An 18,716-nucleotide genomic window follows, 5' to 3' on the forward strand; every position below is an offset into this window, starting at 1 on the left:
TTCTTTGCCCGCTCAAAGTCGTTGCCCGCGGCGGTAAAATCTCGCAAGGCGATTGCGCCGCTTAAAAGGTGGAAGTTTGACTGAGTTCGAGCAGGGTTTCATTTTGACCCGGCATTGGCGGGACACGCCCGCCGGCACGGAAATCGAGTTCTGGCTGGCGACGGACAGCGGGCCGCGCCACATCCGTCTGCGCCCTCAGCCGTCCGTTGCCTTCATTCCGGCCGAACATCGCGAACGCGCCGAAACGATCCTGCGCCGCGACGCGCCGCTCGATCTGCGTCCGCTCGAATTGCACGACTTCCAGCATCGGCCGGTCAGCGGGATTTACTGTGCGCAATACCGGCAATTGAAGGGCTTCGAAAAGCGCTTGCGAGAAGGCGGCGTCGATGTCTACGAGGCTGATATCCAGCCGCCCGAGCGCTACATGATGGAGCGCTTCATCACCGCGCCGGTGTGGTTCAGCGGCGTGCCGCAGAACCAGGGCCCGTGGCTCGATGGCGAGCTCAAACCGGCCAACGGATATCGTCCGCCGTTGAAGCTCGTATCGCTCGACATCGAAACGAGCGCGCATGCCGAGCTTTATTCGATCGCGCTCGAAGGCTGCGGCGAGCGGCAGGTGTATATGCTTGGGCCGCCGAATGGCAACGCCGCCGACGCCCTCGACTTCAAGCTCGAATACTGCGAAACCCGCGCGCAACTGCTCGAAAAACTGATCGAGTGGATGGAGCGGCACGATCCCGATGCGATCATCGGCTGGAACCTGGTGCAGTTCGACCTGAAGGTGCTGCAACAGCATGCCGAGCAGTATCGCGTGCCGCTGCGCATCGGCCGCGGCGGCGCGGTGATGGAGTGGCGCGAACATGGCGTGACGCGCAATCATTTTTTCGCGGGTGTGGCGGGTCGTTGGGTCATCGACGGTATCGAGGCATTGCGGTCGGCGACGTGGAGCTTTCCATCGTTCAGCCTCGAATATGTGTCGCGTTCGGTGCTGGGCGAAGGCAAGGCGATCGACAATCCGTATCAGCGCATGGACGAAATCCAGCGCCGCTTCGACGAAGACAAGCCCGCGCTCGCACGCTACAACCTGAAGGACTGCGAGCTCGTCACGCGCATCTTCGCGAAGACCGAACTGCTGCCGTTCCTGCTCGAACGCGCAACCGTGACCGGCCTGCCCGCCGATCGCAGCGGCGGCTCGGTCGCGGCATTCACGCATCTGTACATGCCGCGCATGCATCGGCAGGGCTATGTCGCGCCGAATCTCGGCGACGTGGCCGGCGCCGCGAGCCCCGGCGGCTTCGTGATGGATTCGCGGCCCGGCCTCTACGACTCGGTGCTCGTGCTCGACTACAAGAGCCTGTACCCGTCGATCATTCGCACATTTCTGATCGACCCGCTCGGCCTCGTCGAAGGCATGCTGCATCCCGACGACGCGCACTCGGTGCCGGGCTTTCTCGGCGCGCGCTTCTCACGCACGCGTCACTGCTTGCCGTCGATCGTCGCGCAGGTCTGGCAGGCGCGCGAAGCGGCCAAGCGCGAGCACAACAAGCCGCTATCGCAGGCGCTGAAGATCATCATGAACGCGTTCTACGGCGTGCTCGGCTCGACCGGCTGCCGCTTCTTCGATCCGCGGCTGGCGTCGTCGATCACGATGCGCGGCCACGAGATCATGCATACGACGCGCGAGCTGATCGAGGCGCAAGGCTACGAAGTGATTTATGGCGACACCGACTCGACCTTCGTCTGGCTCAGGCACGCGCATGATGAGCAAGACGCCGCGCGCATCGGCCGCGCGCTCGTCGAACATATCAACGCGACGTGGCGGCAGAAGCTGCAGGCGCGCTTCGGTATCGACAGTGCGTTGGAACTGCAATTCGAGCGGCACTACCGGCGCTTTTTCATGCCGACGGTGCGCGGTGCCGAGGAAGGCAGCAAGAAACGCTACGCAGGCCTTACGGTATTGCCTGACGGGCGCGAGGACGTGGTCTACAAAGGTCTCGAAACCGTGCGCACCGATTGGACGCCGCTTGCGCAGCAGTTTCAGCAGGAACTGTATCGGCGCATCTTCAAGCAGCAGCCGTATCAGGATTACGTGCGCGACTACGTGCGCGATACGCTCGCGGGCCGGCTCGACGATCAGCTGGTTTATCGCAAGCAGTTGCGCAGACCGATCGACGCGTACGAGCGCAACGTGCCGCCTCATGTGCGCGCGGCACGCGTCGCCGATGAGTTCAATCGCCAGCAGGGACGTCCGCTGCAATATCAGAACGGCGGCTGGATCAGCTACGTGATTACGGTGGCCGGCCCCGAGCCGCTCGAAACGCTGCGCTCGGCGATCGACTACGAGCACTATGTGACGCGGCAATTACAGCCGGTCGCCGACGCGATTCTGCCGTTGCTGCGCGACGATTTCACGACGCTGATGTCGGGGCAGAAACAGTTGTTCTGATCGTGGCGGCGAGCGCGCGGCTGCGACCATGGACGAATTGCCTACTTCACCACGGACGGCGTCACCACGGACGGCGGCTCAGCCTCTTCATCGAAGGGCGCTTGTATGCCGGAGTTGTAACCGTGCCGCCACATCCGGGATGGCTAAATATGTCAATCAGGCATAGGTAATCCATGATTAAAGGCGGAAAAAAACTAATCCTTGGATTTGATTTGCAATCCTATCAGCGGAATTGCGCCATCGTAATTCGAAGTATTCTAAATCGTCGCTTGTCCGTGCAATTGACTGGATTTGCATTGTTTCTTGACCTAACCCTTTATTGTCCTATAGTGCCATTTGATCCGCCCCGGAAACATTGCGGGGACGCTGTGCGATATACCTGAGTCTGTAGCCCAACGATCTGCAACGACAGGAGAAGATGCATGAAAGCAATCCAAGCCGTCAGACTGGTCAGTACCGCCCTTCTGATTTCGGGTTCGATTCACGCCTATGCGCAGGCGAGCAACGCTAACGCCCCTGAGTCTGCACCGACCACGACGCCTGAAGCCCGATCGCATTACAAGTCGATGAAAGCAGCGAACCGGGCGCTACAACGTCAGGTTCGAAATGCGCTGGTGAAAGACAGGAGTATCTCGACGGCCAATATTACGGTTCGCGCCCGCGATGGTGCTGTCACGCTGCAGGGCAGCGTACCGCTCCAGGCCCAGAGCGACCGGGCAACCGAGGTGGCGAAAGGGGTACCCGGCGTAACTTCGGTCAGGAACGCGCTGTCGATCCGTCCAGTCGGGACCTGAAGCGGCCCTGGACCGCACCTTGCAGGAAGATCGACTTTCTGACTGCGCATTCCATCGACCGTATAAGCCAACGCGGCACATGGCGGCGGGCCGGCTCAAAAGCCGGCCGTCGCCATGTCGATATCTGCTCGATTTCGAGCCCTTTCGTGTTCAGCTCCGTCAACCCAATCGGCAGCATCGCGATCAGCATCGCGCCCGGACTGTGTTGCGGCGCAACAAGCCTTGTCTTCGGCAGGCGAAGCCTTCACTTGCGTCGCAGTGGTGAGAGTCGCATGGCCATTATCGTGCTGGTGCCCGGCATGGCCTTCGGGCGCAGAAGCATCCGGATTCGTGTGGCGATCATGGGAACATTGGTTGGAATCCGCGTCCTTACTGCCCTGTCGTGTCGCTTGACCTTCCAACGATGGCAATGTGTACGCTCGGAACTCCATTTCAACGGGAGTTCTCCATGCAGTTCCACCTCGATAACATGACCTGCGGCGGTTGTGCACGCGCCGTGAGCCGCGCGATTCAGTCGATCGATCCGAGCGCGATCATCACGGCGGATCCGCCAACCCGGCTCGTGCATGTCCAAACCTCCGCGCCGCAAGAACAGATCGGTTCTGCGCTGCGCGAGGCGGGCTTCCCTCCGCGTGCGGGCAAGCCGGAAAGGGGGATTCGATGATGTTCAAGTCAATGCTTGCTGCTGCCGGTCTGTTGCTTGCCCTGGTGACTTCCGCTGCGCTGGCCCACGGAAATGATGAAGCCTTATCCGTCGGCAAACCTGCCCACTCGAAGGACGCTACGCGCACGATCAACGTCACGATGCTCGACTCCATGCGCTTCGAGCCGCCGACGATCGCTGTGAAGAAAGACGAGACGATCCGCTTCGTTGTCAAGAACGCCGGCAACGTACGTCACGAGATGACGCTGGGCTCGAAACAGGAACTGAAGGAGCACGCCGACATGATGCGTGCGATGCCAGACATGATGGATCACGACGCCAATAGCGTGACGGTCGAACCCGGGCGAACCGGTGATCTGTCGTGGCGATTTTCCCACGCTGGCGTCTTCGATTTTGCCTGCCTGCAACCCGGGCATTTCGAGGCGGGGATGAAGGGGACGGTCACTGTCAAGTGACGCAACCGGCGGAAAGAGCGTCGTCTGAAAGGCGAAGTATCCGGTGCGGTCGCTCGGCTATGCCGTTGAGCGACCCTGCGCTGAGAGATCTTCTTGCCCTTCTATCTCGAGATTTTTTCCAGCTCAAGCCCTTTTGTACGCGGTCCCATCAAACCGATCGCCAGCATCACGATCAACATCGCACCCGCGATGAACACGAACACGCCGGTCGTCCCGAAGTAGCGCAACACGGCCGCGATCAGAAAGGCCGTGAAAATCGCGGAAAAACGGCTCCACGAGTAGACGAAGCCGACCGCGCGGGCCCGGATGCTGGTCGGAAACAGTTCCGTCTGATACGCGTGATAACTGAACGAAATGATGTTGCCGGCCAGTGTCAGGCACACCCCCAAGCTCACCAGCAGCACTGCACCCGATGCCTGACTGAACCACAACCCGCACACGATATTGACGCCGGCCATCACGACGATCACCGTCTTGCGCTCGAAGCGATCGCCGATAAAGAGCCCGACGATCGGACCGATCGGCGCAGCCAACGCGATCACGCTCGAATACATCAGGCTCGTGGTGATCGTGATGCCCTGCTTGATCAGCAGCGTCGGCACCCAGTTCGCGAAGCCATAGAAACCGACCGTCTGGAAGACATTGAAGATCGTCATCATCAGCGTGCGGCTGCGGTACGGCGGCATCCACATGTCGCGGAAGCTGCCGCGCGGTGCGACCGCCACCGGCGGCGCCGGCGGCGGCAACTCGCGGCCGTATTCGTGGCGTACCTTCGCCTCGAGCGCGTTCATCACGCGGTCGGCTTCCGCGAGACGTCCTTGCTGCGCGAGCCAACGCGGGCTTTCCGGCAACGCGCGGCGAATCCACCAGACGAATAGCGCGCCGTGCGCGCCGATCAGCACGACCCAGCGCCAGCCGTCCAGACCGAACAGCGTGCGCGGCACCAGCAGAAACGACAGAAACGCAACCACCGGCACCGCCGTGAAGCCGACCGCCTGCTCGCACGCGAACGCGCGGCCGCGAATCTGCTTGGGCACCAGCTCGGAGATGTAAGTGCCGATCGTCACCAGCTCGACGCCGATGCCGACACCGGCGACGAAGCGCCAGAAATTGAGGCCCGCCGCGGTCTCCTGGAACGCCATCACCACGTTCGCCGCGGTATACCAAAGCAGCGACCAGGTGAACACCGCGCGCCGCCCGAAGCGATCCGCGAGGAAACCGCACGCGATCGTACCGATAAACAGGCCGCTAAACAGCGCGGCGATGAAACTCGCGACGCCGGTCGAGCCGAACAGGCCGCGCGTGGTCGCGCTCAGCAGGCCGCTTTTCACGAGGCCCGGCGCAACATAGCCGGAGTACAGCAGATCGTAGAGTTCAAAGAAGAAGCCAAGGCTCAGCAGCACCACGAGCTTCCAGATGGAGCGCGTGGCGGGCAAGCGGTCGAGGCGCGCCGAAATGCTGCCGGCGTCGAGCGCTGCATGGCCCGCCGCCTGAGCGGCGGTGCTGCGGGCGGCGCTGCCGGCCGCGTCGGTGGAATGCGCCGCGTTGCCGTCGCTGCGCGCGACGGACCCCGCGTGATCGGGGGATGCCATGTTGTCTGTCTCCTTCTGTTGCGACTGCTTTTGCGGCAACGCTGATCGCTCGCCGCGGCCGGTCCGATGCCGGCCTTGCGTTTGGTCGCGCATCGCACGCGCCACGATGCCCCGGCCGGAGTTCGGCCAGCATTCTAGCCGTGCGCGTGCTGTAATTGTTCGAACGTGGTGATTTTCCCGGCCAGCGCGCTCGCCGCGACCGTATACGGGCTCGCGAGCCACACGTCGCCCGGCCCCGAACGGCCGGGGAAATTACGGTTGATCGCGCTGATCGTCACATCGTTCGCGTTGGCCGATTGTCCCGGTCCGCAGTTCGCACACGAGCCGCAGCCAGGCATCACGAGCGTCACGCCCGCGCGCTCGAACACCGGCAGGTAGCCCTGCTCCTCGCAATACGCGCGCACCGCCATCGTGCCGAATTGCAGATACAGACGCGTGCGCTCGGGCACGCGCAAGCCGTGCTCGACGCCCCAGCGCAGCACCTCGTGATAGAAATCGAAGTCCTCGCGCTTGCCCGCGGTGCACGAGCCGCCGTACGCGATATCGATCGCGACGTCCTGTTCGAGCCGCGGCGCCGGCACGCCGTTGCCGGGGTCGCCCGGCCGCGCGAGCATCGGTTCGATCGCGTTCGCATCGATATGGATCGTGTCGCGATAGGTCGCGCCGGCATCGCTTTTCATCCAGTCTTCCAGCACGAAATCGACGCCGCGCCGCTCCTTCAGGAACGCGACCGTGCGCTCGTCCGGCTCGACGATGCCGGTGAAGCCGCCGAGTTCCGCGACCATGTTGGTCAGCGTCGCGCGTTCGTCGATCGACATCGCGCGCACCGCCGCGCCGCCGTATTCGAATACGAGGCCGATCGCGCCGCCCGAGCGGATCGCGTCCATCCGCAGCAGATGCAGCACGACGTCCTTCGCGGTCACGCCGTCGCGCAACCGGCCGTCGATTTCGATGCGCAGCGTCTCCGGCACCTTGCAGCGCACGTAGCCGGTGACCCAGCTATTGGCGATTTCGGTCGCGCCCGCGCCGAACGCGAGGCAGCCGAGCGCGCCCGAATGCGGCGTGTGCGAATCGGTGCCGCACGCGACCTGCCCCGGCTGCGCGTATTGCTCGGCCATCAACGCATGACAGATGCCCTCGGAGCCGGGCACGCCATCGAGCGCGCCGTGCGAGCGCACCGGGTAGTCGCGCGAAAACGACGTGTGGCCTTCCATCAGATTCGCGACGCCCGGGAGCAGACCGTCGCGCACGTGCGGGATGCTTTGCGGCGCGAGCACCAGATGGTCCTGGAACGCGATGATGTGATCGGGCGCATGCAGCGGCGCGGGCTTGCCGAACGCGCGATGCATCAGATGCGCGCACATGCCGGTGAAATAGTCGTGGCTGAAGCGCCAGTCGGCTGCGATGAACACGCCGTCGCCGCGCTGCGCGCTCGTGGTGCCGGGATGCAGATGACGGTCGATGATTTTCTCGACCAGCGTTTTCGGCTCGGCGCCCGGCGCGTCGTTCAGGGCAGCGCTCGCACGCTCGCCCGGCGCGGGCCAGTCCGCGAACTTGCTATACGCGAGCAAGCCGCCGCTGCGAATGATCTGCTGGGTGAGCGCGTCGCGGCCCTTCAGGAATTCGTCGATCGGCACCGCTTCACCCGCGAGCAGGCGATCCAGCACGGAAAAATCCGTCGTGGTCAGAATGCCGATGTTGTCGCAGTTCTGCTGATAGATACGCTCGAAGCTTTCTGCAACGATAAGTCGAATACCTGCGGACAATTCCGCGAGCGGGCTCGATTCGCGCGACGAGCCCTTGCCGTAGCGCTTGCCCGCCACGGTCACGCGAAAGCCGCCGTCCTTCACCGCGTTGCGGCCGATCGGCAGACATTCGCCGGCCTTGAAGCCGACGTACGGATACTGGCCGAGCCGCTCGTCATAGGTGAGCATCACGGTGACGGGCGTGATCTCGTCGGTCGACACGTTGTCGCGCAACGGCCCCGCCGTCTCGCGCGTGAAGTTTTCGCCGGCCAGTTGCGCCTCGATCACGGCCGGGTCTTGCGACAGGTACAGCACGCGGCCGTCCAAACGAATCGTATCGCTCATCACTTCTTTCTCCTTGCGCCCACTATACGGCGCGCAAGGCCGATGCCGAAGTGCCGGTGCGGCAACGCTGCCGTCTCGTTTCGCGAATGCTCGACTATGGAGCCGCGGCGCGGCGTGCGTGCGAGGGATTGTCTAAGGCTCATTGCCGAGGAACGACACCAGCGCGGCCGCGCTCGCGCTCAACTGCTCGCGCGCCTTGAAGATGATGATCAGATGGCGCTCGGCCCAAGCATCGGCAAGCGGCAGCAGCCGCACGTCGAGCGTGTTCACGTAGAGCAGGCCGACTGGCTCGGGCACGATCGCGATGCCGAGCCCCGCATGCACCATCCGGCACAGCGCATCGAGACTGCTCACGCGCATCCGCACATCGAGCTGCCGCCCCGCGCTCGCCGCCTGCTGCGCGAGCAAGCGCGTGAGCGCGCTTTCGCTGCGCAGGCCGACGAAGCTGTCGTGCAACAGATCGTCGAAGCTCACCCGTGCGGCGCTAGCGAGCCGATGCCCGCCCGGCACGAGCACCGCGAGCCGGTCCTGCCGGTACGGCACCTGCTCGAACGCCTCGCTGCCCGCGACCGGATTGCAGATGCCGAAGTCCGCGCCATGTTCGTCGACGATACGCAGCACGTCCGCGCTGTTTTCTTCTTCGAGTTCGATCGATACATCCGGGAACGCGCGGCCGAACGCGGCGACGTCTTCGGGCAGAAACTGCACGATCGACGACAGATTCGCGACCACCCTCACGCGCCCTTTGACGCCCGTCGAAAAGCGCGACAACTCCGCGCTCATCTGCTCGATATTGCCAATGATCGCGAGTGCGTAGCGCAGCACGGTCTCGCCGACCGGCGTCACGGTAATGCCGCGCGACTGCCGCTGAATCACCGGCAGGCCGATCAGCGCCTCGATCTCGGCGATGCGCCGGCTCACCGCCGACGACGCGATGAACTCGCGCTCCGCCGCGCGCGCGATATTGCGCTCCTGGCAAACGGCGACGAACAGACGCAGCGAAGTGAGATCGAGTTTCTTGAGCAGGTTTTCCATGGGACGAGGTGACGGGCCTGACGACAATGGCGGCGGATCGCTGGAATCGTGGATCTTATCGTCTCACGGCGCGCAGTGTTGCGCCATTGCGCCGGCCTCGATCCTCACAGCGCATCATGAAAGATGATGCCGACCGTATGCCGATGCCCCGAACGCAGGCGGCTCACACCATGCCGCAGATTCACGCGATACGGCCCGCGCGTGCCCTGCACCGGCCGGCTGTTCACGGTGAACACGACCGCGTCGCCCTTCGCGAGCGGCACGACTTCGGCGCGCGACTGCATGCGCGGACGCTGCTCGGTCATCACGAACTCGCCGCCCGTGAAGTCGCGCCCCGGCTCCGACAGCAGCACCGCGACCTGTAGCGGGAACACGTGTTCGCCGTACAAATCCTGATGCAGGCAGTTGTAATCGCCCTCGCCGTATTGCAGGATCAGCGGCGTCGGACGCACCTGGCCGGCGTCATGGCAGCGTCGAATGAATTCCGCGTGCTTCGGCGGATAGCGCACGTCGATGCCCATCGCCCTATTCCAGCGGTTTGCCACCGGCACGAGGTGCGGATACAGCGCGCCGCGCAAGCCGTCGACGAGCGGCGGCAGCGGATATGCGAAGTACTTGTATTCGCCGCGGCCGAAGCCGTGGCGCGCCATTACGATGCGGCTGCGATACAGCGCATCGCGCGGATAAAGCGCGCTCAGCGCGTCGCATTCGCGCGGAGTCAACAGTTGCGGCACGGCGGCGCAGCCGTACTGATCCAGATCGTGTTCGATCCGCGGCCAGTCGAGGGCGTCGACGCGTTGGTCGATCGTTTGGGTCGGAGCGATTGCGTTCATCGTCGATGAGTGCGCGGCGGGGCTCGTTACCCGCGCCGTGAAAGTAGATGGCTCGATGAGCTTAGTGTACGAGCGTGGCGGCGGGAAAACACTCCGGGTCTTGCGGTCAAATTCGGCGGCACTGCACGGGTGCACGATTCACGCTACGCTGTCGGTATCGTTGCGGCCGCATTCGCACGGCCGCAACACGGTTCATTATCTCCAGGGACAACCATGAAACAGCAGCTCACCATCGATTTTGTTTCCGACATCGCCTGCCCGTGGTGCGCGATCGGCCTGTCGTCGCTGCAACTCGCGCTCGCGCGGCTTCAGGACAAGATCGATGCGCGCATCGTCGTGCATCCGTTCGAACTGAATCCGCAGATGGGACCGGATGGCGAAGATATCGTCGAGTATCTGGGCAAGAAATACGGCCGCACGGCCGCGCAGATCGCCGAAACGCAAGCGATGATCCGCGAACGCGGCGCGAGCGTCGGCTTCGATTTCGGTCCGCGCACCCGCACCTACAATACGTTCGACGCGCACCGCCTGCTGCATTGGGCCGGCCTGAAGGGCCAACAGTTGCCGCTGAAGCTCGCGCTATTGCGCGCGTATCACGCCGACGGCAAGAATCCGGGCAATCATGACGTGCTGGCCGAGGCGGCACAGTCGGCCGGACTCGACGTCATTGAGGCGCGCGAAGTGCTGACGAGCGGCGCGTATGCCACTGAAGTGCGTGAAGCGGAAAAGAACAATCAGGAAATGGGCATTCAATCGGTGCCGTCGATCATTTTCAACCGCCGTTATCTGGTGACGGGCGGCCAACCGGTCGAGCAATTCGTGCAGGTGATCGAGGAGATTCTGGCAAAAGAGACGGCCTGAGACCCTGCCAATTGCGAATGGAGCCCACATTGCACGCGCTGACGGCTTTAACAGAAAGAAGCTGGAACGAGGTGCCCCGATGGGGGCTGATAGTCGGCGGCGCGGCAATCATGTTTTTCGGGCAGATCGCGCTGGTATTCGCTCAATACGCGCTGTGGGGCGCGCCGGCGCCGCGTAAAATCCCGCTCGCCGATAAACCGATCCTGGTTCAGCTGTTTTTTATCGTGATCCTGATGCCGTTGCTGGAGACGATCGTCGGACAATGGCTGCCCATTCGGCTCATTAACGGCGTATTTCGTTTGTCGTGGCGGATTGCCGCGGTGGGGTCGATTGCGTTGTTCACGCTGATGCACGGTTACGTCGATCGTGCGGTCGTGTCGATTCTATTGGGTGCGGTGGTGCTGGCGGCGGTGTTCATCGTCGAAGCGAAGCGTAAGGGAGGGCCCGTTCTGTGCACCTGGCTCACGCATGCACTCGCGAATGCTTGCGTGTTCTCGCTTCAACACATTTGAGCAGGGATGGCTCAGGCCCATTGCCCAAGCCATCACGCGCGCCTAAAACCGTTTACAGATAGCTGCAAACGTAGTCGAGCGTTTCGACCACATCGATATCGAAGCGGCTCTTGCCCGGCACCGAGAACGATTCGCCCGCGCCATAGGTCTTCCACTCGTCGCTGCCGTCGAGACGGATACGGCACTTGCCCGCCTGCACTTCCATCAGTTCCGGCGCGTCGGTGCCGAAGTTCAGCGTGCCGGGCAGGATCACGCCGAGCGTCTTGCGCGTGCCGTCGGCGAACAGCACGGTGTGCGACACGCACTTGCCGTCGAAGTACACATTAGCTCGTTTGACAACAGAAACCTGGTCGAATTGCGTTGCAGCCGTCATGGCGGTCTTCCTCTGGGTCATCGTGAATGGATGCGTTGCGGCCGGCTGGGCGCGGCAGACGGCGCGCGGTCCGCGCAAGCCGCCCGCGCGAGGCTCCGGTCCGGGCGCGAGCCCGCCATCATACAGGCTATTGTGGGCGCCAATACGGTAAAGTCTGCCAGAAGCATATCGACACCTACACAGACTCATTCGACCCATGCGCTCTTCCGCTCCTTCTGCCGGCGCCGTACTGCTGCTGATCGATCTGCAACGCGCGATCGATCATCCGAGTTGGGGCGAACGCAACAATCCCGCAGCCGAGAAGCAGGTGAGCCGCCTGCTCGCGCATTGGCGCAGCCGGAGTTGGCCGGTGTGGCATGTGCGGCACGACTCGACGGAGCCTGGGTCGCACTATCGGCCGGGTCAGCCGGGACACGAATTCAAGGCGTCGAACGCGCCGTTGCCCGGCGAGCCGGTGATCGCGAAACGCACAAATAACGCGTTCATCGGCACCGGATTGAAAGACCGCCTGCGCGCCGCCGGCCACACGACCCTTGTCGTGGCGGGTGTCATCACCAACAACTCGGTCGAGGCCACGGTGCGGATGGCCGGCAATCTCGGCTTCGATACCTATCTCGTGTCCGACGGCTGTTTCACTTTTGCACGGGCGGACTGGAACGGAACGCTGCGCAGTGCCGACGACGTCCATGCGATGTCGCTGGCGAATCTCGATCAAGAGTACTGCACGGTCGTCACCACGGACGCGCTATTGGACAACCGGCAACCGCATTAGCCGGAACCCATATACGGCCAATTTCCGGTACAGGAGGAGATGTGAGTAAAGTCAGCGTGAACAGCATAATGGGCGCAATTGCCGCGGCAGCGATTGCGATCGGCACTGCGACCTGTGCGAATGCACAAACTGGTGGCGGCATGCCGAACGATGCTTCCGCGCAAAGCCAAACCATCGCGGCATCGCCGGCTCGCAACAGGCCCGATAGCGAACTCGCGCGCGACGTGCGGCGCGCTCTCGCACGCACACCGAACGTGCATGCGACGGCGATTCACGTGCAAGCCCGCCGCGGTATCGTGACGCTGACCGGTTGGGTGCCGCAGCGCGCCCAGGTGCAACGCGCGGGCAGTGTCGCGAGATCGGTGCGCGGAGTCCGGCAGGTGATCAACCATCTGAATGTGCGCACCAGAGGAGCCAGCGGTCACTAGCACAAAGCGAATAAAAGAAAGTACTCAGCCCGGCACGAATGCGCCGGGCTGAGTACTTTGCATCGACCATTCAAATCGATGCGCGAGTATTCGCCGCAATACCTCAACGCCACATACGATAGCCGTACACCGGCGGCGCGCGATACGAATAAACGCGCGGCTGCGCCCAATAGACCGGCGGATGATAAATCTGATAAGCGACAGGCGCGACTGGTTGAATCACCGTTTCCACGACCTGCGGCATTTCTTCGTATTGCGCCTGCGGATAAACCGGCACGTACTGCACGGGTGGCTGCGGATAGTCCTGCCGCACATACACCGGCTGGTTGTCGTAGACCGGTTGCATCTGCGCATAGGCCGGCGCCTGCTGGTATTGCATTGGCGGCGGCGCGTATTGCGGCTGCTGGTAGACCTGCTGATATTGCTGTTGCGGCGGCGGCGGTTGCGGCACCTGACGCTGCGCGTACTGGACCGGCTGCGGCTTCTGAGGCTGCGGCGGAATACTCGTGTACTTCGAGTTGTCGTCTTCGGGGACGCCCGGCGGCAGCGGCGGCACGTCGACCCGCGCGACGTCGGTCTTCGCGGGTTGCCGCTGACCATGATTGTGCGAATCGATCATTGCCTGGTAGTCGGCCTGATCCTGCTTGCCGCGATTGATATAGCCGTTGCGATATGCGCGGGCCACGTCAGACATCTTCGCATTCGGATCTTCTTTCATGCCGTCCGCATTGACCTTGTACTCGTTCGGGCTGAGCGAGCCGGCCGGCACCTCGTCGTCGGACGCATACGCCGCTTCGGGTCCGTCGGCCCACGCTGGATAACACTGCAGCGTTAGCACCGAAGCGACCGTCGTCACCCCGAGCCCCCAAAGCGCACTTGTTCTCATGATCCACCTCGCGGCCGATTAAGAGTATTGAAAGCCGAATTTTTTACTTGCAGGCGTGGCTATTTCTCTGCGCGTGCAATTGTTATTTTCTAGCACATTCCTTTGACGCCGACATTATTTTTTCTTTGCAACTGAGCGGTGTAGCGCACGACTGACACAGCGGGTCCCAATGCGAGGCAGGAGAAACCCTGAGAGTCAAAGTTGCCGAAATGGACTGCCTGCTACGGCGACTCCGCATGCTGCCGCGAAGCAATTCTTTTTGCCATGAATCACGTGGCACCTACACGGCCTTTTAACGCGCCAGCCCGTATCGAGCACTGCGCGACAACTCGGCTTTCCCAATTGTGCGACCTGCCGTTCTCTGCTCGCGCGAAACTCAAACAATATGCATAAAGAACGATCCGCAAATTCAAGTTGAATACCTTCCGAAAGATTCGCGGATTACGATCTACTTTATCGTTGCACGCGGCATTCGCTTTGCTGAGTACGGACATTTCCACTCTGCCCCGGAGGCAGCCCATGAAAGACTCCGTCACGCCACCCGCCGCGGATCGGGTTCCGCTGACCGCCGCGCCTGCATCGAGCACCGGTGACGAGGGCTCGCGGCAGCATCTGCGCGAGATTGCGTCGTTCGGGCATCAGGTGACCGGGGTGGCCGTCGCCGCGGACGGACGCATCTTCGTCAACTTCCCGCGCTGGACAGAAGACGCGCCGATCTCCGTCGGCGTACTCACGCCCGATGGCGACGTTCGTCCTTACCCCGACGATCGCTGGAACGGCTGGCGCAACGCCAGGCGTGACGAGTTGAACCCGCAGGATCGCTGGGTCTGCGTGCAGGCAATGCTGTGCGATTCGCAAAACAACCTGTGGGTGCTCGACCCCGGCGCGCCGGCCCAGTCCTTCGTCGTGCCGGGCGCCCCCAAACTGGTCCGCATCGATCTTGCGACCGATAGCGTCGTCGGCTGCGTCGCATTCACGCTCGATGTCGCGCCGCAGGGCAGTTATCTGAATGACGTGCGCATCAGTCCGGACGGCCGGTTCGCCTACATCACGGACTCCGGAACACGCGGCGCGATCGTGGTGGTCGATCTCGGCACCGGTCAAGCGCGCCGCGTGCTCGACGGGCATCCATCGACGCAAATGGACCCGAGCGTCACCGTGCATGCAGGCGGCGCACCATTGCGGCGTCCCGATGGACGCGGCGTCGAATTTTCGGCCGACGGCATCGCGCTGACTCGCGATGGACTGTATCTGTACTGGCAGGCCTTGAAGGGCAAAACGCTTTACCGCGTGCCCACCGAAGCGCTTCGCGATACCGCGCTCGCGGCCGACGATGTCGGCAACCGCGTCGAGAAAGTGCTCGAGCATCGCCCCGCCGACGGGCTGCATATCGACCGCGCGGGACGCCTGCTGATTACCGCGGTGGAGGAACACGCGGTGAAGGTATGGGACGGCGCGACCTTGACGACGCTGCTGCACGAGCGCGGCCTGCGCTGGCCGGATACGTTCGCCGAAGGGCCGGACGGCACGATCTACCTGACCGATTCGCGCATTCCCGAGATGAACTGGTTCAAGCCGGGCCATCCGGACGCGCTGCCTTCGAGGCTGCTGATCATTGCGGACGCCGCTCCCTCAGCGTAGCCGGACACCAAACCGGGCACGCGCAATGCTAGTGGAGGAAATGGAGCTGGCGCGTGCCAGCGCGCCTGCCGTGCATTCACGCGCCAACTGGCGCCGGGGGTCGAGGGATGATCGGCGAAACCTCATTCGCAACGCACTGCCCGCCTGAAAACGGACAGCCGATGGAGAACGTCGCATGACGATCGGCTGCCCCGAATGCGGCGCGCTCGAAGACATCCCGCCGCTCGCCGCACATACCTACGCGCGTTGCCGCGCCTGTCACTTTCCGCTCGAGCGGCGTAACGGCCGAAGCCAGACCGCGGCGCTCGCCTGCGCGAGCGCAACCTTCGTGCTGCTGTTTCCGGCCAATCTCGCGCCGCTGATGTACGTGCACATGCTCGGCGCCGAGCACTCGTCAGTGCTGTCGTCGGGCATCGTGCAGATGTGGAACGACGGCTGGTTCATTCTCGCGGTACTGCTCGGCACCTTCGGCATCGTGCTGCCATTCGTCCGGTTTGGCGGCCTCGTGGCCGTCCTCGTCGCGCTACGGCTGGGCTGGCGTACCAGGGCAATCGGCGCGCTGTTTCGCTGGACCACCTCGCTCGATATCTGGGCCATGCCCGACGTCTATCTGGTCGGCTGCTTCGTCGGTTACGCGCGCGTGACGCAGAATCTGACCGGCACGATCGCCCCAGGCGGCTACTGTTTCATCGCCGCGGCGCTATTGTCGATGCTCACGCGCGCGGCGCTCGATCGAAGAACCGTGTGGCGCGCGATTGCCACGGACAACGAGTTGCCGGAACACGAAGCGCCGCTGTCCTGCACGGTTTGCGATCTGGTCGTGCCGATGTCGCAGGAGGGGCGTCCCTGCCCTCGTTGCGCGCTGACGTTGCGCGCTCGCAAAACCGACGCCGTCGTGCGCGCGGCTGCGCTGTCGCTCGCCGCGCTCGTACTGACGATCCCGGCCAACGTCTTTCCGATGACCAGTTCGATGCAACTCGGACACATCGAGTCAACCAGGGTCGTCGACGGCGTCTACCAGCTGTTCCACGTGGGCCTGTGGCCGCTCGGCATCCTGATCATCTGCACGAGCATCGTCATTCCGGTGGCGAAGATCGTCGGCATGGGCTGGTTCATCGTCTCCGTGCGGCGCCGTTCGCGCCGGCATCTGCGGGTCAAGGCGCATCTGTACCGCCTGATCGACGAACTCGGACGTTGGTCGTTCGTCGACGTGTTCACGATCGCCGCGTTCGTGCCGCTGATCCAGTTCGACGGCATCGCGTCGGCCAGACCGGCCATCGGCGCCACCGCGTTCGCGCTGGTCGTGTTCCTGACGATGGCCGCTTCGCGCGCATTCGATCCGCGCCTGATGTGGGACGTCCACCCGCGGAGCAAGCGATGAGCGGCACGCGTCCCCGTCGTTCGCAAGCGCAGGTGCGGCGCAGCCCGTGGCCCGGCTGGATCTGGGCGGTGCCGATCGCAGCCTTCGCGATGGCCGGATGGCTCGGCGTTCGCGCGCTGACGCATCAGGACGAGACGGTCACGGTCACCTTCGACAACGCATACGGCATGAAGCCCGACGATACGATCGTCACGCTGCGCGGCGTGAAGGTCGGCGCCGTCTCGGAGATCACGCTCGCGCCCGATGGCCAGCACGTGCAAGCCGAGCTCAAGATAGATCGCGCCGAAAAAAAGTATCTGCGCAGCGAGACGAAGTTTTTTCTGCGCGGAGCCCACGTGGACCTCAACGACCCAGCGTCGCTCAAAGGCATGCTGTCCGGCCCCGAGATCGTGATGGAGCCCGGACCCGGTAAACCGGCGTCGCGGTTCGACGGAGTCGATCGCCGCCCAGCGCTCGCACCGGGACACGGCCCGGTCGTCACTTACCTGGTGCGCTTCGACGGTGCGGTGGGCGACCTGAAGAGTGGTGCCGACGTGCAATTGCGCGGCTTCGACGTGGGCACCGTCACCAGCGTGCGCCTGAACTACGACGCACGCACGGGCGCGCTGAGCACCCCGGTGCAGATCGCGCTGAACCCGTCGCAGCTCGGCATCGTCGGCGCACCTCCGCCGGCCAACGGCGACTGGCGCCCGCTCGTCGACGGCATGCTCGGCCGTCTCGTCGCCACGGGCTTGCGCGCGCGCTTGTCGCAGGATCCGCCGGTCGTCGGCGCAGACAAGATCACCCTCGACTTCGTGCAAGGCGCGCCGGTCGCGACGCTCGCCAGCGAGGACGGCCTGCCCGTCATTCCGAGTGTCGCCGCCGCGAATCTCGACACGACGATGGCGAAGGCCAACGAGGTGATCCAGAAAATCGACGATCTTCCGATCCGGCAAACCGGCGAACAGGTGCGCAGTATCGCCGCGCATATCAACGCGCTCAGTTCCTCGCCGCAAATCAAGGACAGCCTGACGCACATCGATCACTCCGTCGCGCAGATCGATCACACATTGCAGCAGGTCTCGCCGCAAATCGGTCCGCTCGTCGCGCAACTGCGCGACACAGCGAACGCGGCGGATCGCACCGTTGCCGCGGCGAACCGTACGCTAGGCGGCGATGCGTCGAGCCAGAACGACCTGCCTGCCGCGATGCAGGAGCTAACGGACACCGCCCGCTCGATTCGGGCACTGGCCGACTATCTGGACCGCCATCCCGAGGCGCTGATCCATGGCAGGCAGCAGGAGATTCAATGATGACGAGGTCCACGCTTCGCATCGGACGCGCCGTCGTGGCATCGCTCACGACGAGCTTCTGGACGGCGGCGCTTGTCGTCTGCGTCGCCGCGATGACGCTCGCCGGATGCGGGCACAGCATGCCGACGCGCTATGTGACGTTGAACCCGATGCCCGCCGACGCCCCGCCAGCCACGGCGCCGATGCCGCCGATTCAACTGACCGCCGTGCACATTCCCGCGGTGCTCGATCGGCTCGAAGTCGTCACGCTGGCTTCGCAGAACCGTCTCACGATCGACGATACCGACCGGTGGGGCGCACCGCTCGCTCAAATGATGCGCAAAACGCTTGCCGAGGACTTGCTCACGCGGCTGCCCGCCGGGTCGTTCGTCGTGCCGGATGCGCCCGCGCCACCAGGCACGCGCAGGCTGGTCGTCACCGTGTTGAACGCGACGGCCAACGCGAGCGGCACGCTGACCTTGCAGGCGGAGTGGACCCTGTTGAACGGGCATTCGGATCAGGCGCCGCTGCGGCAGCAAGTGACGCTCGATTCTGCGATCGACGGACACGATGCGCTCGCGCAGGCGGCCACGTTGAGCCGCATTCTCGCCGACCTGGCCGACCGGATCGCGGCGTCGGTCGTCGCGCATTGACCGAAGCGGTCTAGTTCGCTTCTCGGTCG

The 18,716-nt window shown here is 63.7% G+C and carries 18 protein-coding genes; 12 read left to right on the forward strand and 6 right to left on the reverse strand.

Features of this window, described 5'->3' with window-relative positions; genetic code table 11:
- Positions 1-76: 76 nt before the first annotated feature.
- From G5S42_RS09305 to G5S42_RS09320, 4 genes are all read left to right on the forward strand, one after another.
- Positions 77-2,446 carry a DNA polymerase II gene (locus tag G5S42_RS09305; protein WP_176106484.1) on the forward strand — a complete coding sequence of 790 codons (2,370 nt, stop codon included), beginning with the start codon at positions 77-79 and terminating at the stop codon, positions 2,444-2,446.
- A gap of 422 nt (positions 2,447-2,868) precedes the next feature.
- Positions 2,869-3,240 (forward strand): BON domain-containing protein, encoded by a 372-nt coding sequence (locus G5S42_RS09310; RefSeq protein ID WP_176106485.1) that lies wholly within the window; start codon positions 2,869-2,871, stop codon positions 3,238-3,240.
- 448 nt (positions 3,241-3,688) lie between these two features.
- Complete coding sequence (locus G5S42_RS09315) at positions 3,689-3,904, forward strand: heavy-metal-associated domain-containing protein (RefSeq protein WP_176106486.1); 216 nt, start codon at positions 3,689-3,691, stop codon at positions 3,902-3,904.
- Positions 3,901-4,359: a cupredoxin domain-containing protein gene (locus G5S42_RS09320; protein ID WP_246391904.1), complete on the forward strand. Its 459-nt coding sequence runs from the start codon at positions 3,901-3,903 to the stop codon at positions 4,357-4,359. The genes G5S42_RS09315 and G5S42_RS09320 overlap by 4 nt, the downstream gene beginning before the upstream one ends.
- A gap of 101 nt (positions 4,360-4,460) precedes the next feature.
- On the opposite strand, the gene G5S42_RS09325 is transcribed toward G5S42_RS09320, so the two are convergent.
- The 4 genes from G5S42_RS09325 to G5S42_RS09340 all read right to left on the reverse strand — a co-directional run bounded on the left by G5S42_RS09325 (position 4,461) and on the right by G5S42_RS09340 (position 9,909).
- The gene (locus tag G5S42_RS09325) at positions 4,461-5,951 is read right to left on the reverse strand and encodes an MFS transporter (protein ID WP_176106487.1); all 1,491 of its coding nucleotides are present in this window, start codon (positions 5,949-5,951) and stop codon (positions 4,461-4,463) included.
- A 134-nt stretch (positions 5,952-6,085) separates the two neighbouring features.
- Positions 6,086-8,041, reverse strand: coding sequence for an aconitase family protein (locus G5S42_RS09330; protein WP_176106488.1), 1,956 nt, complete (start codon positions 8,039-8,041; stop codon positions 6,086-6,088).
- Between the two features lie 132 nt (positions 8,042-8,173).
- A complete protein-coding gene (locus G5S42_RS09335) occupies positions 8,174-9,076 on the reverse strand; it encodes a LysR family transcriptional regulator (protein WP_176106489.1) in 903 nt (300 codons plus the stop codon).
- Positions 9,077-9,180: 104 nt separating this feature from the next.
- Entirely contained in the window at positions 9,181-9,909 is a 729-nt protein-coding gene (locus G5S42_RS09340; protein ID WP_013092117.1) for a 2OG-Fe(II) oxygenase, read from the reverse strand.
- A gap of 213 nt (positions 9,910-10,122) precedes the next feature.
- On the opposite strand from G5S42_RS09340, the gene G5S42_RS09345 reads away from it, so the two are divergent.
- Together G5S42_RS09345 and G5S42_RS09350 are read left to right on the forward strand one after the other, a co-directional pair.
- A complete protein-coding gene (locus tag G5S42_RS09345; RefSeq protein WP_176106490.1) occupies positions 10,123-10,770 on the forward strand; it encodes a DsbA family oxidoreductase in 648 nt (215 codons plus the stop codon).
- Positions 10,771-10,799: 29 nt separating this feature from the next.
- On the forward strand, positions 10,800-11,282 hold the full coding sequence (locus G5S42_RS09350; RefSeq protein ID WP_246391906.1) for a CPBP family glutamic-type intramembrane protease: 483 nt from the start codon (positions 10,800-10,802) through the stop codon (positions 11,280-11,282).
- Positions 11,283-11,334: 52 nt separating this feature from the next.
- Here the strand turns inward: G5S42_RS09350 and ppnP are convergent, their stop codons facing one another.
- Positions 11,335-11,655, reverse strand: a complete 321-nt coding sequence (ppnP, locus tag G5S42_RS09355; protein WP_008917257.1) for a pyrimidine/purine nucleoside phosphorylase — start codon at positions 11,653-11,655, stop codon at positions 11,335-11,337.
- Positions 11,656-11,851: 196 nt separating this feature from the next.
- Here ppnP and G5S42_RS09360 point away from each other — a divergent pair, with 196 nt between their 5' ends.
- The gene (locus G5S42_RS09360) at positions 11,852-12,427 is read left to right on the forward strand and encodes a cysteine hydrolase family protein (RefSeq protein WP_176106491.1); all 576 of its coding nucleotides are present in this window, start codon (positions 11,852-11,854) and stop codon (positions 12,425-12,427) included.
- Positions 12,428-12,468: 41 nt separating this feature from the next.
- A complete protein-coding gene (locus G5S42_RS09365) occupies positions 12,469-12,855 on the forward strand; it encodes a BON domain-containing protein (RefSeq protein WP_176106492.1) in 387 nt (128 codons plus the stop codon).
- 103 nt (positions 12,856-12,958) lie between these two features.
- Here G5S42_RS09365 and G5S42_RS09370 read toward each other — a convergent pair whose 3' ends face one another.
- Complete coding sequence (locus G5S42_RS09370) at positions 12,959-13,741, reverse strand: hypothetical protein (protein WP_176106493.1); 783 nt, start codon at positions 13,739-13,741, stop codon at positions 12,959-12,961.
- A 519-nt stretch (positions 13,742-14,260) separates the two neighbouring features.
- Between G5S42_RS09370 and G5S42_RS09375 the strand changes: the two genes are divergently transcribed.
- From G5S42_RS09375 to G5S42_RS09390, 4 genes are all read left to right on the forward strand, one after another.
- Complete coding sequence (locus tag G5S42_RS09375; RefSeq protein WP_176106494.1) at positions 14,261-15,382, forward strand: L-dopachrome tautomerase-related protein; 1,122 nt, start codon at positions 14,261-14,263, stop codon at positions 15,380-15,382.
- A gap of 175 nt (positions 15,383-15,557) precedes the next feature.
- Complete coding sequence (locus G5S42_RS09380; RefSeq protein ID WP_176106495.1) at positions 15,558-16,763, forward strand: paraquat-inducible protein A; 1,206 nt, start codon at positions 15,558-15,560, stop codon at positions 16,761-16,763.
- A complete protein-coding gene (locus G5S42_RS09385) occupies positions 16,760-18,055 on the forward strand; it encodes an MlaD family protein (RefSeq protein ID WP_176106496.1) in 1,296 nt (431 codons plus the stop codon). Before G5S42_RS09380 ends, G5S42_RS09385 begins: the two co-directional genes overlap by 4 nt.
- A complete protein-coding gene (locus tag G5S42_RS09390; protein WP_176106497.1) occupies positions 18,052-18,687 on the forward strand; it encodes a PqiC family protein in 636 nt (211 codons plus the stop codon). The genes G5S42_RS09385 and G5S42_RS09390 overlap by 4 nt, the downstream gene beginning before the upstream one ends.
- Positions 18,688-18,716 lie beyond the last annotated feature (29 nt).

It is taken from the genome of Paraburkholderia youngii (genome assembly GCF_013366925.1).
GTDB classification, from domain to species: Bacteria; Pseudomonadota; Gammaproteobacteria; order Burkholderiales; family Burkholderiaceae; genus Paraburkholderia; species Paraburkholderia youngii.